At 63.7% G+C, this 24,824-nt stretch carries 22 protein-coding genes; 21 read left to right on the forward strand and 1 reads right to left on the reverse strand.

The annotated features are described in order from the left end of the window. The first annotated feature begins 163 nt into the window (after positions 1-163). The 10 genes from NDO48_RS11970 to NDO48_RS12015 all read left to right on the forward strand — a co-directional run bounded on the left by NDO48_RS11970 (position 164) and on the right by NDO48_RS12015 (position 10,754). The gene (locus tag NDO48_RS11970) at positions 164-1,063 is read left to right on the forward strand and encodes an ABC transporter permease subunit (RefSeq protein WP_026227490.1); all 900 of its coding nucleotides are present in this window, start codon (positions 164-166) and stop codon (positions 1,061-1,063) included. Then, entirely contained in the window at positions 1,060-1,851 is a 792-nt protein-coding gene (locus NDO48_RS11975; protein WP_018429383.1) for an ABC transporter permease, read from the forward strand. The genes NDO48_RS11970 and NDO48_RS11975 overlap by 4 nt, the downstream gene beginning before the upstream one ends. Before the next feature lie 19 nt (positions 1,852-1,870). Continuing rightward, positions 1,871-2,935: an ABC transporter ATP-binding protein gene (locus NDO48_RS11980; RefSeq protein ID WP_018429382.1), complete on the forward strand. Its 1,065-nt coding sequence runs from the start codon at positions 1,871-1,873 to the stop codon at positions 2,933-2,935. 375 nt (positions 2,936-3,310) lie between these two features. Then, positions 3,311-4,222, forward strand: coding sequence for a LysR substrate-binding domain-containing protein (locus tag NDO48_RS11985; protein WP_018429381.1), 912 nt, complete (start codon positions 3,311-3,313; stop codon positions 4,220-4,222). A 213-nt stretch (positions 4,223-4,435) separates the two neighbouring features. Further along, positions 4,436-5,593: an ABC transporter substrate-binding protein gene (locus NDO48_RS11990; RefSeq protein WP_018429380.1), complete on the forward strand. Its 1,158-nt coding sequence runs from the start codon at positions 4,436-4,438 to the stop codon at positions 5,591-5,593. 210 nt (positions 5,594-5,803) lie between these two features. Then, a complete protein-coding gene (locus tag NDO48_RS11995; protein ID WP_267321516.1) occupies positions 5,804-6,802 on the forward strand; it encodes an ABC transporter ATP-binding protein in 999 nt (332 codons plus the stop codon). Next, complete coding sequence (locus tag NDO48_RS12000; RefSeq protein ID WP_267321517.1) at positions 6,799-7,767, forward strand: ABC transporter permease; 969 nt, start codon at positions 6,799-6,801, stop codon at positions 7,765-7,767. Before NDO48_RS11995 ends, NDO48_RS12000 begins: the two co-directional genes overlap by 4 nt. Further along, positions 7,757-8,572 (forward strand): ABC transporter permease, encoded by an 816-nt coding sequence (locus NDO48_RS12005; protein WP_018429377.1) that lies wholly within the window; start codon positions 7,757-7,759, stop codon positions 8,570-8,572. Before NDO48_RS12000 ends, NDO48_RS12005 begins: the two co-directional genes overlap by 11 nt. A 113-nt stretch (positions 8,573-8,685) precedes the next feature. Further along, positions 8,686-10,113, forward strand: coding sequence for a gamma-aminobutyraldehyde dehydrogenase (locus tag NDO48_RS12010; protein WP_018429376.1), 1,428 nt, complete (start codon positions 8,686-8,688; stop codon positions 10,111-10,113). A 146-nt stretch (positions 10,114-10,259) separates the two neighbouring features. Then, positions 10,260-10,754, forward strand: coding sequence for an ester cyclase (locus NDO48_RS12015; RefSeq protein ID WP_018429375.1), 495 nt, complete (start codon positions 10,260-10,262; stop codon positions 10,752-10,754). Positions 10,755-10,758: 4 nt separating this feature from the next. Here the strand turns inward: NDO48_RS12015 and NDO48_RS12020 are convergent, their stop codons facing one another. Beyond that, entirely contained in the window at positions 10,759-11,925 is a 1,167-nt protein-coding gene (locus tag NDO48_RS12020) for a dihydrodipicolinate synthase family protein (RefSeq protein WP_267321518.1), read from the reverse strand. Positions 11,926-12,246: 321 nt separating this feature from the next. Here NDO48_RS12020 and NDO48_RS12025 point away from each other — a divergent pair, with 321 nt between their 5' ends. The 11 genes from NDO48_RS12025 (at position 12,247) to NDO48_RS12075 (ending at position 24,815) form a co-directional block, all read left to right on the forward strand. Beyond that, positions 12,247-13,296, forward strand: a complete 1,050-nt coding sequence (locus NDO48_RS12025) for a LacI family DNA-binding transcriptional regulator (protein WP_416377197.1) — start codon at positions 12,247-12,249, stop codon at positions 13,294-13,296. After that, positions 13,293-14,294: a Gfo/Idh/MocA family protein gene (locus NDO48_RS12030; RefSeq protein ID WP_267321520.1), complete on the forward strand. Its 1,002-nt coding sequence runs from the start codon at positions 13,293-13,295 to the stop codon at positions 14,292-14,294. The genes NDO48_RS12025 and NDO48_RS12030 overlap by 4 nt, the downstream gene beginning before the upstream one ends. Positions 14,295-14,296: 2 nt before the next feature. Further along, positions 14,297-15,907 (forward strand): acyl CoA:acetate/3-ketoacid CoA transferase, encoded by a 1,611-nt coding sequence (locus tag NDO48_RS12035; protein ID WP_267321521.1) that lies wholly within the window; start codon positions 14,297-14,299, stop codon positions 15,905-15,907. Continuing rightward, positions 15,900-16,679: an enoyl-CoA hydratase/isomerase family protein gene (locus NDO48_RS12040; RefSeq protein ID WP_018429370.1), complete on the forward strand. Its 780-nt coding sequence runs from the start codon at positions 15,900-15,902 to the stop codon at positions 16,677-16,679. Before NDO48_RS12035 ends, NDO48_RS12040 begins: the two co-directional genes overlap by 8 nt. Then, the gene (locus NDO48_RS12045) at positions 16,679-18,199 is read left to right on the forward strand and encodes an aldehyde dehydrogenase family protein (RefSeq protein ID WP_267321522.1); all 1,521 of its coding nucleotides are present in this window, start codon (positions 16,679-16,681) and stop codon (positions 18,197-18,199) included. The genes NDO48_RS12040 and NDO48_RS12045 overlap by 1 nt, the downstream gene beginning before the upstream one ends. A gap of 89 nt (positions 18,200-18,288) precedes the next feature. After that, positions 18,289-19,542, forward strand: a complete 1,254-nt coding sequence (locus NDO48_RS12050; protein ID WP_026227486.1) for an ABC transporter substrate-binding protein — start codon at positions 18,289-18,291, stop codon at positions 19,540-19,542. A 77-nt stretch (positions 19,543-19,619) separates the two neighbouring features. After that, positions 19,620-20,537 carry a carbohydrate ABC transporter permease gene (locus NDO48_RS12055; RefSeq protein ID WP_018429367.1) on the forward strand — a complete coding sequence of 306 codons (918 nt, stop codon included), beginning with the start codon at positions 19,620-19,622 and terminating at the stop codon, positions 20,535-20,537. Then, positions 20,534-21,415, forward strand: coding sequence for a carbohydrate ABC transporter permease (locus tag NDO48_RS12060; protein WP_267321523.1), 882 nt, complete (start codon positions 20,534-20,536; stop codon positions 21,413-21,415). The genes NDO48_RS12055 and NDO48_RS12060 overlap by 4 nt, the downstream gene beginning before the upstream one ends. Before the next feature lie 4 nt (positions 21,416-21,419). Next, on the forward strand, positions 21,420-22,535 hold the full coding sequence (locus NDO48_RS12065; protein ID WP_018429365.1) for an ABC transporter ATP-binding protein: 1,116 nt from the start codon (positions 21,420-21,422) through the stop codon (positions 22,533-22,535). A 1-nt stretch (position 22,536) separates the two neighbouring features. Next, entirely contained in the window at positions 22,537-24,042 is a 1,506-nt protein-coding gene (locus tag NDO48_RS12070; RefSeq protein WP_267321524.1) for a GMC oxidoreductase, read from the forward strand. Beyond that, complete coding sequence (locus NDO48_RS12075) at positions 24,039-24,815, forward strand: 3-ketoacyl-ACP reductase (RefSeq protein WP_018429363.1); 777 nt, start codon at positions 24,039-24,041, stop codon at positions 24,813-24,815. The genes NDO48_RS12070 and NDO48_RS12075 overlap by 4 nt, the downstream gene beginning before the upstream one ends. Positions 24,816-24,824 lie beyond the last annotated feature (9 nt).

A 24,824-nucleotide genomic window follows, 5' to 3' on the forward strand; every position in this document is an offset into this window, starting at 1 on the left:
ACAGCGGGCGGCCGCTTGCGGCCGCCCGTATTTTCTCCAGAGCGTCTCGGCCGCCATTGGCATTGCGAAAACGTTCTGACACCTTGTTTCGACGCAGTTCCGGGCGGAAAACCGCCTGTCGGTTGAATTGCTCCAGCGACGGCGCCCCATGACCCAGGCCAGTATGACCACCACGGCTGATGCCGCCCGCTCCGCTCCGCCGGATGCGCGCAGCGGTTTCCGCTTGCCGACCCATTGGCTCGGCGTCGCGCCGTTCTTCATCTTCGCCCTGATGTTTCTGATCCTGCCGACGCTCTATCTTGTCATCGGCGCGTTCCAGAACGACCAGGGCCAGTACACGCTCGACAACATCCGCCAGCTGTTCCTCGACGCTTCGATCCGCGATGCCTACTGGGTGTCGATCAAGATCAGCTTCTGGTCGGCCACCATCGGCGCCTTCGTCGGCCTCGCCATGGCAATCGCCATCGTGCGTGGCGGCCTGCCGAGCTGGGTGCGTTCGTCGACCATGACGTTCTCGGGTGTCGCTTCCAATTTCGCCGGCGTGCCGTTGGCCTTCGCGTTCCTGGCGACGCTCGGCCGCCTCGGCCTGGTGACGGTGCTGTTGCGCGGCATCGGCATCGACATCTACGCCATGGGCTTCAACGTGCTGACGTCGTGGGGCCTGATCCTCGTCTACCTGTTTTTCCAGATTCCGCTGATGATCGTCATCATCACGCCGGCCATCGATGGCCTGAAGAAGGAATGGGGCGAGGCGGCCGCAACGCTTGGCGCCACCACATGGCAATATTGGCGCATGGTCGTCATTCCGGTGTTGTGGCCGAGCTTCCTCGGCACGGTCATCCTGCTGTTCGCCAATTCCTTCGGCGCCATTGCCACGGCCTATGCCTTTACCGGCTCGTCGCTCAACATCGTGCCGATCAAGCTCTATGCGCAGATCCGCGGCGACGTGCTGCACAACCCGCATCTCGGCTATGCGCTTGCCTTCGGCATGATCGTGGTCACCGGCCTCGCCAACATCTTCTACATCTGGTTCCGTACCCGCTCGGAGAGGTGGCTCAAATGAAGACCTCTCGCTTCTGGGCCTGGCTCGTCTTTATCGTCGGCGCCGCCTATTTCTTCATTCCGCTGATCGCCACCTTCGAGTTCTCGCTGCGCATGCGCCGAGGCGTCTATTCCTTCGACGCCTATCGCGTCGTGCTCGGCGACAGCCGCTTCCAGGAAACATTCGCCTATTCGGTGACGGTGGCGGTGTTCACCATCCTGCTCGGCGTGTTCCTCGTCGTGCCGACCGCCTACTGGATCAGGCTGCGCATGCCGCACCTGAGGCCTATCGTCGAGTTCATCACGCTGCTGCCGCTGGTCATCCCGGCCATCGTCATCGTCTTCGGCTACATCAGGATGTACGGTTCCAACTCGCCTCTGCCGTTCCTCGGCTCGGCACGCGGCACCGATGCGTTGCTGGTCATAGGTTATGCGACGCTGGCACTGCCCTACATGTACCGGGCCGTCGACACCGGACTGCGTACCATCGATGTGCGCACCCTGACCGAGGCGGCCCAGATCCTCGGCGCAGGCTGGGGCACGATCATCGCGCGTGTCATCCTGCCCAACGTGCTGATCGCCGTGTTGTCGGGGGCCTTCCTGACCTTCGCCATCGTCATCGGCGAGTTCACGCTTGCAAGCCTGCTCAACCGGCCGGCCTTCGGACCCTACCTGCAGAACATCGGCGCCAACCGCGCATATGAGCCGGCGGCGCTCGCGGTCATCGCCTTTGCCATCACCTGGGGCTGCATGTCGGTGATCCAGATCCTCGCCCGTTTCGCGCCGAAGTCGGCAAACCGCCCGAACTGAACAAGAAGAGCAAAAGCCAATGGCCGATCCCTTTCTTTCCATCCAGAGCGTCAAGAAGTCCTTCGGCAACGTTGCCGTGGTCAAGGATTTCAACCTCGACGTCGGCGCCGGCGAGTTCGTCTCCTTCCTCGGACCGTCGGGCTGCGGCAAGACCACCATGCTGCGCATCGTCGCCGGCTTCGAGGAGCCAAGTGCGGGCAAGGTGCTGATCGGCGGCAAGGACGTCACCGGTCTCAAGCCCAACCAGCGCAACATCGGCATGGTGTTCCAGGCCTATGCGCTGTTCCCCAACCTGACGGTCGCGCAGAACATCGGCTTCGGCCTGAAGGTCGCCGGCGTGCCCAAGGCCGAGGCGCAGGCGCGCATCCAGGAGATGCTCAACATCATCAAGCTGCCCGATTTCGGCGACCGCTACCCTTACCAGCTGTCAGGCGGCCAGCAGCAGCGTATCGCCCTGGCGCGCGCACTCGCACCCAAGCCCAAGCTGCTCCTGCTCGACGAGCCGCTGTCGGCGCTCGATGCCAAGGTGCGCATCTCGCTGCGCGAGGAAATCCGCTCGATCCAGAAGAAGCTCGGCATCACCACCATCTTCGTCACCCACGACCAGGAAGAGGCGCTGTCGATGTCCGACCGCATCGTGGTCATGAACGAAGGTCGCGCCGACCAGACCGGCACGCCGTTCGAGATCTACAACCGTCCCTCGACCAAGTTCGTCGCCAATTTCGTCGGCACCCTCAACGTGCTCGAAGGCACCGTCTCCGATGCCGCGACCGGCAAGGTCCGGATCAACACCGAGGAAGTCGGGCTCCAGGGCAAGCTCAACGGCTCCAAGTCGGGCGACACGCTGTCGCTCGCCCTGCGCCCCGAAGCAATCTCGCTCGGCCGTCGTCCCGGCACTGACACCAGCCTTACCGGCCAGATCGCCGACGTGCATTTCCTCGGCTCCGTCATCCGCGTCCGCGTCGGCGTCGGCCAGAACGTCGTCTCGCTTGACACCTTCAACAATTCCTCGACCCCGCCGCCAGTCGTCGGCGAAAAGACCGAGATCAGTTTCTCGTCCGGGGATGTGCTGGTGCTGCACTAAGCGGCGCCATCGGGCCGCCGCGCCCGGAACATCAGCTTTTGCAACAAGGCGGGGATTTCCCCGCCTTGTTTTGTTTGAGAGCAGGCGGGCGCGCCAATCACGGCTTCATCCGCGCTTCGCGCAATTGCCCAGGTAGCCAGTCTTCTGGGCTCTTCAGTGCGACTCTCTGCGGCGTGGCAGGATGGGCGCATCCGGCGGCGCGACTAATCTCCCTCCTTGTGGGGGAGATGGCTGGCAGGCCAGAGGGGGCGAAGGATCGCGAGGCCGAAGGAGGTTTGCTTCGTCCGCCTCCAGTCTTCTGACACTCGGGGAGAAGGATGGGACATCACCACCGCAGGCCTTTCCAAATCTCCCGCCGCCCTGTCTACTCCGGCCATGGCCTTCACGCTTCGCCAGCTTCAGTTCTTCGTTGCCGTTGCCGAGCAGGGCACGATCTCGCGTGCGGCGCAGAACCTGTCGATCTCGCAGTCGTCGGTGACCGAGGCGATCAAGGAACTGGAGGGAGATCTCGGCGTCGAGTTGTTCGAGCGCCATCCGCGTGGGCTCAACATCACCCACAAGGGCCACCAGTTCCTGCGCCACGCCACCAAGATCCTGGCCGACGTGTCGGACGCGCGCCGCACCTTCTTCGGCGGACAGGCGGCGACGACGGGCCAGCTCAAGCTCGGCGTCACCTCGCTGGTCGCGGGCTATGTGCTGTCGGACCTGCTGGCCCGCTATCGCCGCGCCCATCCGGCGGTCGAGATTTCGGCCATCGAAGACAATGGCGACTATCTCGAGCACCTTTTGGTCGGCGGCAAGCTCGACGTCGCCGTCATGGTGACCTCCAATTTGCGCGACCGCATGGCGCTGCAATCGGAAATCCTCGAGGTCTCGGCCTATCGCCTGTGGCTGCCGCTCGGCCATCCACTGGCGTCGGCCGAGATCATCGGCGTCGGTGACATCGCCGGCGAGCCGCTGATCATGCTCTCCGTCGACGAGATCGAGGAGAACACCGGCAAGCTGCTTTCTGCCATCGGGGCCAAGCCGCATGTTGCCTTTCGCACCCGTTCGGTCGAGGCAGTGCGCTCGCTTGTGGCGACAGGGGCAGGGGTGGCGCTTTTGCCCGACCTTGTCTACCGGCCCTGGTCGCTGGAAGGCGACCGCATCGAATCCCGCGATGTCTCCGGCTCGCTGCCAGTGGTTCAGGTGGGCATGGTCTGGCGGCGAGGCTCGTCGCTTCCGGCCGCCGCGCGCGACTTCATCGGCGTCGCCCAAGGGCAAAGAACCCTGCGCCAGAAGCTCTGAGCGCACCGGCCCGAATACCGGGATCGATACTTTGCCTTAAGGCGCAAGAGCGCCCGTTGCTCATCCGAATGCACGCGCGTTGCTCTAGGTATCGGAAAAACCGATATCACCCTTCTATCGAATGAATTTGCGAAACCTGCTCATTCGCAGCACCTTCCATATCAGGGCAATACCGCCGATCGAGAGCGGCCCCCTGCAAATGGGAGAATCGACATGAAGTCATTTTTGAAATCCTGCACAGCCATCGCCTTGGCGTGCAGCTTTTCCGGACAGGCCGTCGCGCAGGAGCTGAAGGAAGTCGGCAAGGGCGAAGGCCAGGTCAACATCATCGCCTGGCCGGGCTACATCGAGCGCGGCGAGACCGACAAGAATTACGACTGGGTCAGCGACTTCGAAAAGCAGACGGGCTGCAAGGTCAACGTCAAGACGGCCGCGACATCGGACGAAATGGTGGCGTTGATGAACGAGGGCGGCTTCGACCTCGTCACCGCCTCGGGTGACGCCTCGCTGCGCCTGGTTGCCGGCAAGCGCGTCCAGCCGATCAACACAAGCCTGATCAAGAGCTGGTCGACCGTCGATGACCGTCTCAAGGATGCGCCGTGGTTCACGGTCGAGGGCAAGCACTACGGCGTGCCCTACCAGTGGGGCCCCAACGTGCTGATGTACAACACCAACGTCTTCAAGGAAGCGCCCAAGAGCTGGAACATCGTGTTCGAGCCGATGGACCTGCCAGACGGCAAGCCCAACAAGGGGCGCGTCCAGGCCTATGATGGGCCGATTCACATCGCTGATGCCGCCAACTACCTGATGGCGCACAAGCCGGACCTTGGCATCAAGGACCCCTACGAGCTCAACGAAGACCAGTACAAGGCAGCCCTCGACCTGCTGCGCGTCCAGCGCACACTGGCCGGCCGCTACTGGCACGACGCCATGATCCAGGTCGACGACTTCAAGAATGAAGGCGTTGTCGCCTCAGGCTCGTGGCCGTTCCAGGTCAACCTGCTCAAGTCGGAGAAGCAGCCGATCGCCTCGACCATTCCGGAAGAGGGCGCCACGGGCTGGGCCGACACGACGATGATGCATGTCGAGGCTGCCAATCCGAACTGCGCTTACATGTGGCTCGAGCATTCGCTGAACCCCAAGCTGCAGGGCGATCTCGCGTCCTGGTTCGGCTCGAACCCGGCAGTGCCGGCTGCCTGCAAGGGCAACGCGCTGCTCACCGACGAAGGCTGCAAGACCAACGGCTTCGAGGACTTTGCCAAGATCAAGTTCTGGAAGACGCCGGTGTCGAAATGCGCCACCCAGAACGACCAGTGCGTGCCCTACTACCGCTGGGTGTCGGACTATATCGGCGTGATCGGCGGCCGCTGAGGCCGGCAACGAAACGATGCCCCCCTCGCCAGGCCGCTTGCGGCCAACCCTCTCCCCCGCGGGGAGAGGGGGCGGAGGGCACCAACCGACCTGAAACGACCGCGTGACGGCGGCAGACAAGCATCGGCGGCCGTGGGTCGGCCGGATGCGCAGCCATGGCATGGGCACATCACCCTGCCAGCATGGCCCAGACTTCGGAAGCTAAAGACGATGACCCCAGCAGTCGCCTTTCAGAAAACCTCCCGCCACTTCGGCGCGGTGCACGCGGTCGATGCTGTCGACCTCGAGATCAAACCCGGCGAGTTCTTTGCCATGCTGGGGCCTTCGGGCTCGGGCAAGACCACCTGCCTCAGGCTGATCGCCGGTTTCGAGCAACCGACCTCGGGCAGCATCTCGATCTTCGGTGAACGCGCCGAGGGTGTGCCGCCCTACCGGCGCAACGTCAACACGGTGTTCCAGGACTACGCGCTGTTCCCGCATCTCAACGTGCTCGACAACGTCGCCTACGGGCTGATGGTCAAGGGCATCGGCAAGGACGAGCGCCACCGCGCTGCTGAAGACGCACTCAAGCTTGTGCAGCTGCCGGGCTATGGCAGCCGCAAGCCGGGGCAGCTGTCGGGCGGCCAGCGGCAGCGCGTGGCGCTGGCGCGCGCGCTGGTCAACAAGCCCAAGGTGCTGTTGCTCGACGAGCCGCTTGGCGCGCTCGACCTCAAGCTGCGCGAGAGCATGCAGGAAGAGCTCAAGGCCTTGCAGAAGGCGCTCGGCATCACCTTCGTCTTCGTCACCCACGACCAGGGCGAGGCGCTGTCGATGGCCGACCGGGTTGCCGTGTTCAACAATGGCCGCATCATGCAGGTCGGCGCACCCGAAGACATCTACCAGCGTCCGGCTTCGCGCTTCGTCGCCGATTTCGTCGGCTCGTCCAACGTGCTGCCGCCCGAATTCGTCCAGCGTTATGCCGGCCAGCATCGCTGGGGCAGCCTGAGGCCGGAACAGATCCGCGTCGGACGCGATGCGACGGGTGACGGCGTCGCTGCACGCATCGTCTCCCGCCATTATCTCGGTGCCGCAACCAAGCTTGCGCTCGACGCCGACGGCCTCAGACTTCATGTGACAGTGCCGTCGGGCACCGCTGTCCCCGAGGACGGCGCCCATGTCGTGCTGACCTTCAACCGCGACCAGCTCCATTTGATGGATGAGCAGGCATGAGCGTCCAGGCTGTTACCGGCTCGACGGGCGCGGCTGCGATCCTGCCCAAGCGCGGCGGCCTTGCCGGGTCGCTGTCGGACCTGTTGTGGCGCCGCCCGGCGCTGCTGCTTTTCCTGATGCTGGCGCCGCCGCTCCTATGGCTCGGTGTCATCTATATCGGTTCGCTACTGGCGCTTTTGGCACAGAGCTTCTTTTCGATCGACGAGTATTCGGGCCTGATCAGCCGCCAGTTCACACTCAAGACCTATGGCGATCTGTTCCAGGCGGCGAATGTCGACATCATCGTCCGCACCGTGACGATGGCCGCGGTCGTGACGCTGGCTTCTGCCATCGTCGCATTTCCCATCGCCTACTATGCGGCACGTTATGCCCGCGGCACGTGGAAAGCGCTGTTCTATCTCGGCGTCATGCTGCCCTTGTGGTCGAGCTACCTGGTCAAGATCTATGCGTGGAAGCTGATCCTGGCCAAGGAAGGCATCCTCACCTGGCTGTTCGCCAAGCTGCATCTCTCATGGCTGCTCGACAGCTGGCTGTCGCTGCCGGTCGTCGGCGGCAACTCCTTGTCGGTGTCGTTCACCGGTACTTTCATCGTCTTCGTCTATGTCTGGCTGCCGTTCATGATCCTGCCGATCCAGGCCGCACTGGAGCGCGTGCCGGGCAATCTGGTCGAGGCATCGTCCGATCTCGGCGCTTCGCCCGGGCAGACATTCCGCAACGTGCTGTTTCCGCTGGCGCTGCCCGGCATTGTCGCAGGCTCGATCTTCACCTTCTCGCTGACGCTCGGCGACTACATCATCCCGCAGATCATCGGTACATCGAGACTGTTCATCGGCCAGGCCGTCTATGCCCAGCAGGGAACTGCCGGCAACATCCCGCTCGCCGCGGCCTTCACCGTCGTGCCTATCGTCATCATGGGGTTTTATCTGTGGGGCGCCAAACGCATGGGAGCTTTCGATGCGCTCTGACCGTTCCCAATCGGCCCCGCGCGGACTGAAGATCGCGGCTGCCGCAGGGCTTGCTTTCCTGCATCTGCCGATCCTGCTGATCTTCGTCTATGCCTTTACGACCGAGGAGAAGAGCTACCAGTGGCCGCCGCCCGGTTTCACCACGCAGTGGTTTGCGGTGACGTGGGGCCGGCCGGATGTCTGGCAGGCGCTGGGACTGTCGGTGCAGGTCGCGGCGATCTCTACGGCAATTGCGCTCGTGCTCGGCACACTCTGCGCTGCCGCCGTCAGCCAGACCCGTTTCTTCGGCCGCGAGGCGATCTCGCTGTTGGTCATCCTGCCCATCGCGTTGCCCGGCATCATTACCGGCATCGCATTGCGCTCGGCGTTCAGCCTGGCGGAGATCCCGTTCTCATTCTGGACAATCGTGCTGGGACACGCGACCTTCTGCGTCGTGGTCGTCTACAACAATGCGGTGGCGCGGTTCCGCCGTACCTCGGGTTCGCTGCTCGAGGCGTCGATGGATCTCGGCGCCGACGGTTTCCAGACGTTCCGATATGTGATCCTGCCCAACATCGGAACAGCACTTCTCGCCGGCGGCATGCTCGCCTTTGCGCTGTCGTTCGACGAGGTCATCGTCACCACTTTCACTGCCGGGCAGCAGCAGACGCTGCCGATCTGGATGCTCGAGGAGTTGGTGCGGCCGCGCCAGCGCCCGGTCACCAATGTGGTCGCCATGGTCGTGGTTCTCGCGACCCTGCTGCCCATCCTTGCCGCCTATTACCTGACCCGCGAAGGCGACCAGATCGCCGGGGCGGGGAAATGAAAACAGCGAATAGGGAGTAGTGAATAGCGAATAGAACGGCGATTGGAGAACCCTGTTCGCTACTCACTATTCGCTATTCGCTCCCAAAAGACACTGATCCAGGGAGAGCTTACATGGACACCCAAATGCTGATCGGCTCGAAGTTCGAGCGGGGCACCGAAACCGAGGAGGCGATCCTCAATCCGCGCACCGGCGAGACGATCCTGAGCCTGCCGGAGGCTTCGCCTGTTCAGATCGAAACGGCCGTGACGGCAGCCCAGAGAGCGTTCGCGAGCTGGTCGAAGACGACGCCGGCGCAGCGCTCGGGCTATCTGCTCAAGATCGCCGATCGCATCGAGGCCGAGGCGGCCGAGTTCGCCCGCCTCGAGGCGCTCAACTGCGGCAAGCCGATCAATGCCGTTCTCAACGACGAGATTCCTGCCATCGTCGACTGCTACCGCTTTTTTGCCGGCGCAGTGCGTTCGATGCCAGGGTTGGTGGCGGGCGAGTACCTGCCCGGCCACACCTCGATGATCCGACGCGATCCGGTCGGCATCGTCGCCTCCATTGCGCCGTGGAACTATCCGCTGATGATGATGGCGTGGAAGCTGGCGCCCGCGATTGCCGGCGGCAACACGGTTGTCTTCAAGCCTTCGGAGCAGACGCCACTGACGGCGCTGAAGCTGGCAAAGATCCTCGCCGATGTGTTGCCGGAGGGCGTGGTCAATGTCGTGCTCGGCCGTGGCGAGAGCGTCGGCAACACGCTGATCAACCATCAGGCGGTCAGCATGATCTCGATCACCGGCGACGTCGCCACCGGCAAGAAGGTGCTGCAGGCGGCGGCCAAATCGGTCAAGCGCACCCATCTCGAACTCGGCGGTAAGGCGCCGGTGATCGTCTTCGACGATGCCGACATCGATGCCGTGGTCAGCGGCCTGCGCGCCTTCGGCTACTATAATGCCGGCCAGGACTGCACGGCAGCCTGCCGCATCTATGCCGGCAAGAAGGTCTATGACAAGCTTGTCGCCGACCTGTCGTCGGCGGTGTCGACCATTCGCTTCGGCCAGGCCGACGACACCGAAAACGAGATCGGTCCGCTCATCTCCAGGCGCCAGCGGGACCGCGTCGCCTCCTTCGTCGAGCGCGCTTCGGAACTCAAGCACATCGAGATCACGACAGGCGGCAAACCGGGCGAGGGCGGTGGCTTCTATTACCAGCCGACGGTCGTTGCCGGTGCGCTGCAGGAAGACGAGATCGTGCGCCGTGAAGTGTTCGGCCCGGTGGTGTCCGTGACGCGTTTCTCCGACGTCGACGAGGCGGTCAACTGGGCCAATGACAGCGACTACGGCCTGGCGTCTTCAGTGTGGACCAAGGACATCTCGCGCGGCATGTCGACGGCAGCGCGGCTGCAATATGGCTGCACCTGGATCAATACGCATTTCATGCTGACCAACGAGATGCCGCATGGCGGCCTCAAGCAGTCCGGCTACGGCAAGGACATGTCGGTCTATGCGCTGGAGGACTACACCGCCGTGCGGCACGTGATGATCGCGCATGGGTAGATCTCTTCTCCCCGTTTACGGAGAAGATGCCGGTAGGCAGATGAGGGGCTGAGCCAAAGCCGATAGATCGAAACGCTGCCCCTCAACCGGCCCTTCGGGCCACCTTCTCCCCGTGAACGGGGAGAAGGAAAAAGGGAGGAAAAGACATGCATCGCCGTCAGTTTCTCGCATCCGCAACCTTTGCTGCATTGATCGCCACGGTCCCGGCCATCGGCCCGGCGTTGGCGCAGGACACGCCGCAGGCCGTCGTCGGGGCCTATCTCGCCGCGTGGAATGCGCACGACTCGGCCAAGGCGGCCGAGCATTTTGCCGACAACGTCGTCTATTACGACGCTTCGGTCGGCAAACCGGTCGAAGGCAAGGACGCCGCCAAGGCGGGCGTCATCGACAATTTCCTCAAAGCCGTGCCCGACGCCGTCTGGCAGATGAAGGGCAACCCCGTGGTGCAGGATGACCGCGTGTCGTTCGAATGGGAGTTTTCCGGCACCAACACCGGTGACTGGGCCGACGGCACCAAGGCCACCGGCAAGAAGTTCTCTTTCACCGGGGCTTCGATGTTCTCGATCAAGGACGGCAAGATCGCCAGCCAGAGCGACTATTACGACGCGCTAGGTTTCTACAAGCAGCTCGGGCTGATGTAGCCGGTCAGGCGAAGCCGTACTGCGTCATCAGCGCCGCCATGCGCTCGACGGCCAGGTCCGGCTTGTCCAGAACGTTGGCCTGGTCGGCGAGGCGGAAAATGTCGGCGTAGTGCAGGGCGCCACGGGCGGACTGCATGCCCGCCGGCATGGTGAAATGGCTCTGGTGGCCGTTGAGCCAGGCGAGGAAGACGACGCCGGCCTTGTAGTATTGCGTCGGCGCCTCGAAGATTTTTCGCGACAGCGGCACCGTCGGCTCGATTGTGCTGCGGAAGGTGGCGAGATCGTTGCTGGCCAGGGCTGACAGCGCCTTGGAGGCTTGCGGGGCGACGGCGTCGAAGATGCCAAGCAAGGCATGGCTGTGGCGCGTGCCGTCGCCTTCGATCAGGGCGGCATAGTTGAAGTCGTCGCCGGTGAAGCAGATCACGTCCTGGGGCAGCCGGTGGCGCAGTTCAACCTCATAGGCCTGGTCGAGCAGCGAGATCTTGATGCCTTCGACCTTGTCCTTGTGGTCGGCGATGATCGAAAGCACCGTCTCCAGTGTGTCCTCGAAACGCTCGCCACCCCAGTAGCCTCTCAACTCGGGATCGAACATGTCGCCCAGCCAATGCAGTACGACCTTGTCCTTGGCCTGGCCGAGAATGCGGCCATAAACCTTGCGATAGTCGTCGCGGGATTGGGCGACATGGGCGAGTGCGCGGCTCGCCATCATGATGGCGCGACCACCGTGCTTTTCGATGAAGCCGAGTTGCTCCTCATAGGCCGAGATCACGTCGTCAAGCGTGCGGGCGTCGCGCCTGTCGAGTTGATCGGTGCCGGCGCCGCAGGCGAGGTCGGCGCCCGCTACCGTGCGCGCTTCGGCCAGCGAACGGCGGATCAGCTCCTGCGCCCCGGCCCAGTCGAGCCCCATGCCGCGCTGCGAAGTGTCCATCGCCTCGGCGATGCGGAAACCGAGCGACCAGAGATGATGTCTGAAAGCCATGGTGGCATCCCAGTCGATGACAGGGTTGTTCCAGGGCGTGGCATCCGCCCACGGGTCGGAGACGACATGGGCCGCGGCATAGGCGATGCGGCTGAATGTGGGGCGCGTTGCCGGCCTATCTGTCGGCGTGCCTGACAGGGCGTAGGTCTCGACGGTACGGTCCGCCTGTGGAAGTTTCACCTGCCTGGCCATGGGTTCCTCCCCTGATCGGCTGCATCTCGTAATTTAGAACGTTCCAAATTTCAAGTTGGTATTTGACCGATCGGCGAGTGAGCGGCTCCGGATGGTCCAAGAGTTGTGCCTGCGCGCTGCTGAAAGCGCCTGAGAACGTAGTAAATCGTTTGAATATGCCAATTGTACACAATTCTGGCGCTAGGTTCGCTGGGTTTCTCTCTGACAGGTCGCCTGGAAATGGTTGCCCCGCCGTCTTGCTCGCTTGACAATTTGGAACGTTCCAATTATTGGACTCGCAAAACGGGCCGGAGATGCCCGCTTACAAGCCCTTCTGGGAGGATGGCGTTGAAGCAGTCGAAGGTGACAGTTGTCGATGTTGCGCGCGCCGCCGGCGTGTCGAAGTCGACCGTGTCGCTGGTGCTGCAAGGCAGTTCGCTGGTCAACGAGGCGACCCGCGCCAAGGTGGGCGCTGTCATTCGCGAACTCGGTTATGTCTACAACCGAAGTGCTGCCAATCTGCGCCAGTCGAAATCCAAGATCGTCGGCATCGTCGTCAACGACCTGACCAACAGCTTCTTTGCTGAGCTGGCCGTTGGCATGGACATGGTGGTGCAGTCGGCCGGCTATATCCAGTTCATGGCCAATTCAGCCGAGAATCCCGACCGCCAGGCCGAGGTGATCGCCTCGATGCGCGAGCATGGCATGGCCGGGCTGATCCTGTCGCCGGCGCGAGGGACGACGTCAGCCGATCTCAGGCCGCTGGTCGACAGCGGCATTCCCGTGGTGCTGGTGGCGCGCAACGTGCCGGGGCTCAAGGTGTCCTCCGTCGTGTCGGACGGGCACGCAGGCGCTGCGGCCGCCGTGCGCCACCTGATAGAGCTGGGTCACCGGCGCATCGCCTTCCTTGGCGGCTTCAACGACACGGCAGTATTTGACGAGCGCATGCGTGGATTCCGCGATGCGCTGGTGGAGGCGGGACTGGATGCCTCGGACGAGTTGGTGATCAGCTCGGCGCCGTCGCGTGCGGGCGGCGTGACTGCAGTCGAGCGGCTGCTTGCCATGGCGGACCGGCCGACGGCGGCCTTGTGCTTCAACGATGCGGTGGCGTTCGGCGCCTGCGACGGTTTGCGCAGTGCCCGCATCGAGCCGGGTGTCGATTTCGGCGTGATCGGCTTCGATGACGTGATCGAGGCCAAGACGGCGGTGCCGGCGCTGACCACGGTTTCGGTAGATCCGCAGGGCATGGGCCGGCGGGCGGCGCAGTTGCTGCTCAAGCAGATCAATTCGGGTGATTTCGAGCCAGAGGCACTGGTCGCCTCGGTGCGGCTGGTGGTGCGCGAAAGCTGCGGCGCGGCACGGCGGACAAAGCGAGAGGCGATGACGGCATGACGCGCTGGGGTCTGATCGGGGCGAGCACCATCGCCAAAGAATGGGTCATCGGCGCGATCCGGGCGACCGGCGGCGAGGTGGTGTCGGTCATGAGCACCAATGCCGAGCGTGGCCGGGACTATGCCCAGGCGAACGGTATCGCGAAGTCGGTGACGTCGCTGGACGACATCGTCGGCGATGCCGGTGTCGATGCCATCTACATTTCGACCACCAACGAACTGCATCTGGAGCAGGCGATTGCAGCGGCCAGGGCCGGCAAGCATGTGCTGTGCGAGAAGCCGCTGGCGCTGACGCTCGACGATGCACTGGCAATGGTGAAGGCCGCGCGTGACGCTGGCGTCGTTTTTGCGACCAACCACCATCTGCGCAATGCGGCGAGCCACCGGGCGATGCGCGATGCGATCACTGCGGGCCGTATCGGCAAGCCGCTGGCGGCGCGGGTGTTCCACGCCGTCTACCTGCCGCCGCATCTGCAGGGCTGGCGGCTCGACAAGCCGCAGGCCGGTGGCGGTGTGATCCTCGACATCACTGTGCATGACGCCGACACTTTGCGCTTCGTGCTCAATGACGATCCGGTGGAGGCCGTGGCCTTCAGCCAGACTGGCGGCATGGGACAGGCGGGGCTGGAAGACGCCGTGATGGGTGTGCTGCGCTTCAAGTCGGGCGTGATCGCCCAGTTCCACGATGCGTTCACCACCAGGTTTGCAGAGACGGGTTTCGAGGTACATGGCACCGAGGGTTCGCTCATCGCGCGCAACGTCATGACCCAGAAGCCGGTCGGTTCCGTCGTGCTGCGCAACGCTGAGGGCGAGCAGGAACTCAAGCTCGACCAGCGCAATCTCTACGAGGCGGGTTTGCAGTCGTTCCACGACGCCATATCAGGCAAGGGCAAACCGTCGGCGACGGGCGAGGATGGCGTGTGGTCGCTGGCGACAGGGCTTGCAGTGGTCAAGTCGGCCGCGACCGGCAAGGCAGTTGCCATCGAGGCGAGGCTCTGACCATGGGCAAGCACATCACCGCAGCCCAGGCTGCTGCATTGATCTCCGACGGTGCCGTCGTCTCGGTGTCGTCGTCGAGCGGGCTCGGCTGTCCCGATCTGATGCTGAGGGCGATCGGCGAGCGCTTCGACGCGACGGGACATCCGCGCGACCTGACCACCCTGCACCCCATTGCCGCCGGCGACATGAGCGGCATCAAGGGTGTCGACTACATTGCGAAGAAGGGCCTGCTCAAGAAGATCATCGGCGGCTCCTATCCGTCGGGGCCGTCGAGCGCCGAGCCGCCGCTGATCTGGCAGATGATCGGCAATGAGGAGGTGGCGGCCTACAATGTTCCCTCGGGCATCATGTTCGACATGCATCGCGAGGCAGCGGCCAAGCGGCCGGGCGTGATGACCAAGGTCGGGCTCGATACCTTCGTCGATCCCGAGCGGCAGGGCTGCGCCATGAATGCGCGTGCCGCGGCCGAACCGTTGGTCAGGAAGGTCAGCTTCGAGGGCGAGGACTGGCTGTTCTTCCCCGCGATCAAGCCTCAGGTGGCGATCATCCGGGCGACGACGGCGGACGAGCGCGGCAACCTGACCTACGAGCATGAGGGCGCCTATCTCGGCGGGCTCGACCAGGCGCTGGCCGCCCGCAACAATGGCGGCATCGTCATTGCCCAGGTGAAGCGCATCACCAAGGACGGCTCGCTGCGACCGCATGACGTGCGCGTGCCGGGCATGCTGGTCGACTACTTCGTCGTCGACCCAGAGCAGAAGCAAACGACGCAGACGGCCTACGACCCGGCGATCTCGGGTGAGATCATGCGGCCGCTCGACAGTTTCCGCGTGCCCGAGTTCAACATCCAGAAGGTGATCGCGCGCCGCGTGGCGCAGGAGCTGGAGGCGGGCAGCGCGGTCAATCTCGGCTTCGGCATATCGGCCAACGTGCCGCGCATCCTGCTGGAAGAGGGGCTGCATGGCGAGGTCACCTGGGTGATCGAGCAGGGGGCTGTTGGCGGCGTGCCGCTGCTCGACTTTGCCTTCGGCTGTGCGTCGAACGCCGACGCCTTCATGCCGTCGCCCTACCAGTTCACCTATTTCCAGGGCGCGGGCTTCGACGCCTCGCTGCTGTCCTTCCTCGAGATCGACCGCAGCGGCTCGGTCAACGTCTCCAAGCTCAGCTTCCGGCCGCATGTGACGGCGGGAGCGGGCGGTTTCGTCGACATCACTGCCCGGGCGAAGAAGATCGTCTTCTCGGGCATGTTCAATGCGGGCGCCAAGCTCGATATCGCTGGCGGCAAGCTGGTCATCGACAAGGAAGGCAAGCTCAAGAAGCTGGTCAACGAGGTCGAGCATGTCACCTTCTCGGGCCGGCGCGGCGTCGAGCAGGGCCAGGACATCACCTATGTCACCGAACGCTGCGTGATGAAGCTGACGCCTCAAGGCATCGTGCTGACCGAGATCGCGCCGGGGGTGGAACTGCAGGCGCATATCCTTGATCAGTCGGAGTTTCCGCTGATCGTCTCGGATAAGCTCAAGCTGATGGATTCTTCTCTGTTTGCAGAGGCGCCGATCGGGCTGAAACTTCCGCGCAAGGCCGAGCGCAGGCTGGAGGTCGTCAATGGCTGACCAGCGTATCAGGGTCGAATTCGACGGGCCTGTCGCAATCATCACGGCGGCCCGACCGGACAAGCTCAACGCATTTGACATCGACATGCTGAAGGCGCTGTCCCAGGCTTGCGACGAGGTCGAGGCCAATGCCGACATCCGGGTCACGATCCTCACAGGCGAGGGCAAGGCGTTTTCGGCCGGCGGCGACATCAAGGCCTGGGGCGGCATGACGCCCAGCGAGTTCGGTCATGCCTGGGTGCGCTTCGGCCATCGCGTGTTCGAAAGGCTGGCAACGCTGCGTATGCCGCTGATCGCCGCCATTAACGGCCATGCACTGGGCGGCGGGCTGGAGCTGGCGATCGCAGCCGACATCCGTATCGCCGAACGCCATGTGAAGATCGGTCTGCCCGAGACCGGGCTCGGCATGGTGCCGGGCTGGTCGGGCACGCAGCGGCTGGTGCGGCGGACCAGTGCTCAGGTGGTGCGGCGCATGGCGCTCGGTGGCGAGGTGTTTTCCGCCGACGAGGCTGTAGCCCTCGGACTTGTCGATCATGTGGTCGAGACCGGCGGGGCGGTGGCCGCGGCGCGCGACTATGCGGTACGGATCGCGGCGCGGGGCCCTGCGGCAGTCGAGGTCGCAAAACTGATGATTGCCACTGCCAATGGCGAAGACAATGGCACCGCTGTCGAGGCGCTGGGCTCTATCCTCGTCGCCAAGACCGGCGACCTCAAGGAGGGGCTCGCCGCCTTTAGCGAGAAGCGTGCCGCCAAGTTTGCAGGAGAATGGTGATGACGGTTCTGATGCGTCCCAAGCCGCTCGACGGATTCAAGGTCCGCGAGTTCAAGATGCTGATCGACGGTAAATGGACCGCCGGCGCTGAAGCCAAGACGATCGAGCGCGCCAGCCCCGGCCACGGCACGGTGGTGAGCCGTTATCAGGCCGCGACCGCTGTCGACGCGAACCGGGCGATTGCCTCGGCCCGCAAGGCGTTCGACGACGGCCACTGGCCGCGCATGACCGGCGCCGAGCGCTCGCGCATCCTGCTGCGCGCCGCCGACATCATCGACGAGCGTGCCGACGAGCTCGCTTTCCTCGACTGCATCGAGTCAGGCAAGCCGATCTCGCAGGCCAAGGGCGAACTCAGCGGCGCTTCGGACATCTGGCGCTATGCTGCGGCACTTGCCCGCGACCTGCATGGCGAGAGCTACAACACGCTGGGCGACGGTACGCTGGGCGTGGTGCTGCGCGAGGCGATCGGCGTGGTGTCGATCATCACGCCATGGAATTTCCCGTTCCTGATCGTCAGCCAGAAACTGCCCTTTGCGCTGGCTGCCGGCTGCACGGCAGTGGTCAAGCCGTCGGAACTGACGTCAGGTTCGACACTGGTGCTGGGCGAAATCCTGGAGACGGCAGGCGTTCCCGCGGGCGTGGTCAACATCATCGTCGGCACCGGCCCCGAGGCGGGCGCGCCGCTGACCAGCCATCCTGACATCGACATGGTGTCGTTCACCGGGTCGACCGGCATCGGCCGGCTGACCATGGCCAACGCTGCGCAGACGCTGAAGAAGGTCTCGCTGGAGCTTGGTGGCAAGAACCCGCAGATCGTGTTTCCCGACGCGAATCTCGACGATTTCATCGATGCGGCCGTCTTTGGCGCCTACTTCAATGCCGGCGAGTGCTGCAATGCCGGCTCGCGCCTGATCGTGCATCGCGACATCGCCGACGAGGTGACCGGCCGGATTGCTGCGCTGTCGGCCAAGGTCAAGGTCGGCGATCCGCTCGATCCTGCGACGCAGGTTGGTGCTATCATCACCCCGCAGCATCTTGCGAAGATCGTTACTTACGTGAAAGGTGCGAGCGACAATGGCGCTGACGTCGCCATCGGCGGGTCTGCCGCCGATCTCGGCCTTGGCCAGTTCATGGAGCCGACGATCCTGTCGTCGGTCGCCCCCGACATGGCGGTGGCGAGGGAGGAGGTGTTCGGACCGGTGCTTTCGGTGCTTGCCTTCGAGACTGCCGACGAGGCGATCCGCATCGCCAACGCGATCGACTATGGCCTGTCGGCCGGCGTGTGGAGCCGCGACTTCGACACCTGCCTTACCGTCGGCCGCAAGGTCCGCGCGGGCACCATCTGGATGAATACCTTCATGGACGGCGCTTCGGAACTGCCCTTCGGCGGCTATCGCCAGTCGGGCATCGGGCGCGAACTCGGACGCCATGCGGTGGAGGACTACACCGAGACCAAGACGCTCAACATGCATATCGGAGCGCGGACGGGCCACTGGATGCCGAAGGAGGCACGGGGCTGAAGCGATCGGAGGAATTCCCAGAGGCGGGGCCGAAGGGAAATGTGTCACGCAATCAGGCGTGAGGAACTTGCAACCCGGGAGGAACTGGAATGCGTAAGTTTTTGATGAGTACGGCAGCGATCGCGACACTGTTCGTGGCGCCGATGCCGCTGGCACACGCTGCCGAGAGCGTCGAGGTGCTTCATTGGTGGACGTCGGGCGGCGAGGCTGCCGCTCTCGACGTTCTCAAGAAGAACCTCGAGAGCCAGGGCGTTACCTGGAAAGACATGCCGGTGGCCGGCGGTGGCGGTGAAGCCGCGATGACGGCGCTGCGCGCCCGCGTTACCGCAGGCGATCCGCCCACGGCCGTGCAGGCGCTTGGCTTCGACATCACTGACTGGGCCAAGCAGGGCGTTGTGGGCGATCTCGGCGAAGTGGCCGACAAGGAAGGCTGGGACAAGGTCGTTCCGGTGGCCCTGCAGAACTTCGCCAAGCATGACGGAAAGTGGATCGCCGCTCCTGTGAACGTGCACTCGACCAACTGGGTGTGGATCAACAAGAAGGCGCTCGACGCTGCCGGCGGCAAGGCTCCCGAGACCTGGGACGAACTCGTCGCCGTGCTCGACAAGATGAAGGCCAACGGCATCACCCCGCTCGGCCATGGCGGCCAGGCCTGGCAGGATGCCACCATCTTCGACGCCGTCGTGCTGTCGCTCGGCACCGATTTCTACAAGTCGTCCATGATCGACCTCGACCCGGCAGCGTTGGGTTCGGACAAGATGGTCGAAGCCTTCGACCGCATGGCCAAGCTGAAGAGCTATGTCGACAAGGACTTCTCGGGCCGCGACTGGAACCTGGCCTCTGCCATGGTCATCGAAGGCAAGGCCGGCATGCAGATGATGGGTGACTGGGCCAAGGGCGAGTTCCTGAAGGCCGGCCAGAAGCCGGGCACCGACTTCGTCTGCATCCGCTTCCCCGGCACGCAGGGGGCGGTCACCTTCAACTCGGACATGTTCATGATGTTCAAGGTCGGCGACGACAAGAAGGCGGCGCAGATGAAGATGGCCGCGGACATCGAGGATCCAGCCTTCCAGTCGTCGTTCAACGTGGTCAAGGGGTCGGTGCCGGCGCGCACCGATGTGCCTGACACCGCCTTCGACGATTGCGGCAAGAAGGGCATCAAGGACCTGGCCGAAGCCAACACCAGCGGCAAGCTGTTCGGCTCGATGGCGCATGGCTATGCGGCTCCGGCCGCGGTCAAGAACGCGCTTTATGACGTCGTGACCCGCCACTTCAACGGCGAGCTCGACTCGAAGGCAGCCGCTGCCGCGCTGGTCGAGGCGGTCGCAGCCGCCAAGGGCTGAGCGATAGCTCCATAGCTTACGTGCCCCGGCTTTGGCCGGGGCCACCCACCCGTCGACATCAACCAGAGGCTGGAACAATGGCAGACCTCACGACGACCGCTGTGCCGCGCACGGCGACGGAAACGCGCGCCACGCTGCAGGAGTGGCTGCCGAAACTCGTGCTTGCGCCGAGCTTCGCAGTCATCCTGATCTTCGTCTATGGCTTCATCATCTTCACGGCCTTCCTGTCGTTTTCCGGTTCGAAGCTGTTGCCCGATTTCTCGACCTGGGTCGGCTTCAACAACTATGTGCGCCTGTTCAATCATCCGAACTGGATCGTCGCGCTGAAGAACCTGGCGATCTTCTCGGTTCTCTACATCGTCATCTGCAGTGCGATCGGGCTGGCGCTGGCCATCTTCCTCGACCAGAAGATTCGCGGCGAGGGTGTTCTCAGGCCGATCTATCTCTACCCGATGGCGCTGTCCTTCATCGTCACCGGCGTTGCCTGGAAATGGTTCCTCGATCCCGGCATCGGCCTCGAACACGTGATGCAGTCCTGGGGGTGGGAAAGCTTCTCGTTCCGCTGGATCAAGGAAGGTCCGATGGCGATCTACACCATCGTCATCGCAGCCGTCTGGCAGTCGTCAGGCTTCGTCATGGCTATGTTCCTCGCCGGCCTGCGCGGCGTCGACAACGAGATCATCAAGGCAGCCCAGATCGACGGCGCCTCGACCATGACCATCTACCGCCGGATCATCATTCCGCTGATGCGGCCGGTGTTCCTGTCGGCCTTCGTGGTGCTCGCACACCTGGCCATCAAGTCCTACGACCTTGTGGTGGCGATGACCGACGGCGGCCCCGGGACCGCGACCTGGACGCCGGCGCTATTCATGCAGAAATTCACCTTCGGCCGCAACGAAATGGGCATGGGCGCGGCCTCGGCGATCATCATGATGATGATGATCTTCACGATCATCGTGCCCTATCTCTACTCGGAACTGGGGAAGAAGAAATGAGCGCCGCTTCCCAGGACGTTGCCACCCGCAACGGCATCTTCGCCCGAGCTCTCATCTACGTCGTGCTGATCCTGTTTGCGGTCTATTACCTGCTGCCGCTCTACGTGATGATCGTCAATTCGCTGAAGCCACTGGACGAGATCCGCCAGGGCAACATGCTGGCACTGCCGCAACAGTGGACGATCGCACCTTGGCTGTCGGCATGGTCGACGGCGCAGATCGGCGTGCAGCCGACAGGGCTGAAACCCTATTTCCTCAACTCGGTGATGATGGTCGTGCCAGCCGTCGCCATCTCGACGATGCTCGGTGCGCTCAACGGCTATGTGCTGACGAAATGGCGCTTCAAGGGCGACAACATCGTCTTCGGCATGATGCTGCTCGCCTGCTTCATTCCGTTCCAGATCGTGCTGATACCGTCGGCCCGCATTCTCGGCATGACCGGGCTTGCCGGCACCATCAGCGGGCTGGTGCTGATCCACGCCATCTACGGCCTCGGCTTCACCACGCTGTTCTTCCGCAACTACTATGAGGCGTTCCCGACCGAACTGGTGCGTGCGGCGCAGATCGACGGCGCCAGCTTCTTCCAGATCTTCCGACGCATCCTTTTGCCGTCGTCAGGGCCGATCATCGTCGTCACCGTCATCTGGCAGTTCACCAACATCTGGAACGACTTCCTGTTCGGCTCGTCCTTCTCGGGCTTCAACTCCATTCCAATCACGGTGGCGCTGAACAACCTGGTCAATTCGTCGACCGGCGTGAAGGAATACAACGTCCATTTTGCCGGGGCGATCTTGGCCGCCCTGCCCACCCTCATCGTCTACATCGTCTCCGGACGCTATTTCGTGCGCGGCCTGATGGCCGGCGCGGTCAAGGGGTAAGCCCATGTCGTTCCTCAAGATCAGCAATCTCTACAAGAACTACGGTCAGGTGGAGATCCTCAAGGACATCAACATCGAGATCGACAAGGGCGGCTTCCTGGTGCTGGTCGGCCCGTCCGGTTGCGGCAAGTCGACATTGCTCAACACCATTGCCGGACTTGAGCCGATCACCTCTGGCGATATCGCCATCAACGGCAAGTCTGTGGCCGGTCTGCATCCGTCCAAGCGCGACATTGCCATGGTGTTCCAGTCCTACGCGCTCTATCCGAACATGACGGTGGCCGGAAACATCGCTTTCGGCATGGAAATCCGGGGCGTGCCCAAGGACGAGCGCGACAAGGCGATCAAGCAGGTGGCCGACATCCTGCAGATCGGGCATCTGCTCGACCGCAAGCCGAGCCAGCTCTCCGGCGGCCAGCGCCAGCGTGTGGCGATGGGACGGGCGCTGGTGCGCAATCCGCAGGTGTTCCTGTTCGACGAGCCGCTGTCCAACCTCGACGCCAAGCTGCGCGTCGACATGCGCACCGAGATCAAGCGGCTGCACCAGCGCATGAAGACGACCATCGTCTACGTCACCCACGACCAGATCGAGGCGATGACGCTGGCCTCGAAGATCGCGGTGCTGAAGGACGGCTTGCTGCAGCAATTCGGCACGCCGGCCGAAATCTACAACAGCCCGGCCAACATGTTCGTTGCCGACTTCATGGGCTCGCCGGCGATGAACCTGTTGTCGGCGCGTCTGGAAGGCGGCGAGGGCGGGCTCAACGTGGTGCTCGAGCGGCCGAGCGAGAAGCCGCTGGCGCTGCCGATCAGAACGGCCAATGGCGCGCTTGGGGCCTATTCGGGCAAGGAGGTCATCTTCGGCGTGCGACCCGAGGCGCTGACCGACCCTGACGGCGCCGACCGCAACGCCAAGTCGCTGGCCGAGGGAGAATGCCTGATCGAGGTGGTGGAGCCGGCCGGTTCGGACACCTTCGCGGTGACCAAGCTCGGCGGCAAGGAAGTGGTGGCGCGGCTGCGGGCCGATGCTGCAATCCATGCCGGTCAGAAGACGAAGCTCGCCTTCAACCTGGACAAGGCGGTGTTCTTCGACCCCAAGAGCCAGCTGCGCATCGCCTGACATGTCCGGACAGCCTGACATCGTCATCATCGGCTCAGGCGTAGGCGGCGCAACCATCGCCGCCGGCCTTGCCGCGACCGGCGCGGAAATCCTCATTCTCGAGGCCGGCGGCCATATCGCAGACCGACCGGAGAACCGCGACCAACGCGCCATCTTCCAGCGCGGGCACTTTCGGCCCGATGAGACCTGGTACGAGGCTGACGGTACCGGCTTCAACCCGGGCAACTATTACAATGTCGGCGGCAATTCGAAGTTCTACGGCGCGGTGCTGACGCGCTATCGCCGCGAGGATTTTGCCGAGATGCAGCATCTCGACGGCGTGTCGCCGGCATGGCCGTTCGCCTATGACGAGTTGGAGGCCTGGTACGGGAAGGCGGAACAGCTTTACCAGGTGCGCGGGGTGCTGGGCGAGGACCCGACGGAGCCACGGCATTCGAGCGGTTATGCCCATGCGCCTGTCGCCGACGAACCCGCGATAGCGGGCGTGCGCGCCAGGCTCAGGGCCAAGGGCGTGCAGCCTTATTCGCTGCCACTTGGCGTCGACATCGAATGTTGGCTGGCCAAGGGCAAGACGCCATGGGATGCGCATCCAAACAGTTTCGACGGCAAGATGGATGCGGAGACGACCGCGCTGGCGGCAGCGCTCAAGCATAAGAACTTCAAGCTGCAGATCGACACGCGTGTGACGCGACTGGAAGCGGCGGCAGACGGGCGGATCGTTGCTGTCCACTACCTGCACAATGGCGAGACCGCCGTGCTGCGGCCGAAGCTGGTGATCCTGTCGGCGGGCGCCGTGCAGTCGGCGGCGCTCCTGCTGCGCTCGGCCAATGATGCCAATCCGACTGGACTCGCCAACCGCTCCGACCAGGTCGGCCGCAACTTCATGAACCACAACTCGACGGCGGTGATCGCCATGAGCCCCTGGTTCCGCAACGATTCGGTCTATCAGAAGACTTTTGGCTTCAATGATTTTTACCTTTCCGACGGTGAGGGCGGGCCGCCGCTGGGCAATGTGCAACTGCTCGGGCGCATTTCGGGCACCATCCTGAAAGGTGCTATGCCTGCCGTGCCGGAGTGGTTGCTGAACCGCGTCACCGCGCATTCGATCGACTTCTACGCCATGAGCGAAGACCTGCCGTCGCCGGAAAGCCGCGTCATGGTCGACGGCGAGCGCATCGTGCTGAAATGGGTGCGCAGCAATTGGGAGGCGCATGAGCGGCTGGTGGCCAAGCTCAAGCAGGTGCTGCGCAGTGCGGGTTTTCCCGTCGTGGTCTCCCGCGCCTTCGACAAGCGCACGCCGTCACATCAATGCGGCACGGTGCGCATAGGCACCGACCCCGCCCAGGCGCCGCTCGACGTCTTCTGCCGCGCCTTCGACCACCCCAACCTGTTTGTCGTTGACGCGAGCTTCCTGCCGACATCGGCGGCGGTCAATCCGGCGCTGACGATTGCGGCGCAGGCTTTGCGCGTCGCCGACCATATTGCGAGGAAGGATCTGGCGGCATGAGCACCCAGGCGAAACCCGTGGCGCTGGTCACCGGCGCGCGCCGCGGCATCGGGCTTGCCGTGGCGAGGGCGCTGGCCGAGGCAGGCTTCGATCTTGCCATCACCGACCGTGAAGAGGACCAGACCGCGGCCGAGGCCGTGTCGGGCCTCGAAAAGCATGGCGCCAAGGTGCTGTTCGTCGCCTCCGACCTTGCCGAGATCGAGGGCCATGCGGCTACGGTCGAGACGATCGTCGATCACTTCGGCCGGCTCGACTGCCTCGTCAACAATGCCGGCATCGCGTCAAAAGTGCGCGGCGATTTCCTTGAGCTCACGTCAGAGAATTTCGACGTGATCATGGCGGTCAACCTGCGCGGCACGGTGTTCTTTACCCAGTCTGTGCTGCGGGCGATGCTCGCCATGCCGCAGCCGGGCCAGCGCCGCTCGATCATCAACATCACCTCGATCTCGGCCGAGATGACCTCGCCCGAAAGGCTCGACTACTGCATGTCGAAGGCAGGGCTTGCAGCCTTCACTCAAGGGCTGACGCTTCGGTTGGCAGGTTCCGGCATCGACGTGTTCGAGATACGTCCCGGCATCATCCGTTCGGACATGACGGCCAAGGTTTCGGAAAAATATGACCGGCTGATCGCCGACGGGCTGGTGCCGGCGGGGCGCTGGGGCGAGCCGGACGACATCGGACGTATCGCTGCGGCGCTGGCAACCGGCAGCTTCGGCTTCGCCACCGGCAGCATCATCAAGGCCGACGGGGCATTGTCCGTCGCGCGTCTGTGAGAGTTCCTG

This window comes from Aminobacter sp. MET-1 (assembly GCF_026521175.1).
Classification (GTDB): Bacteria; Pseudomonadota; Alphaproteobacteria; order Rhizobiales; family Rhizobiaceae; genus Aminobacter.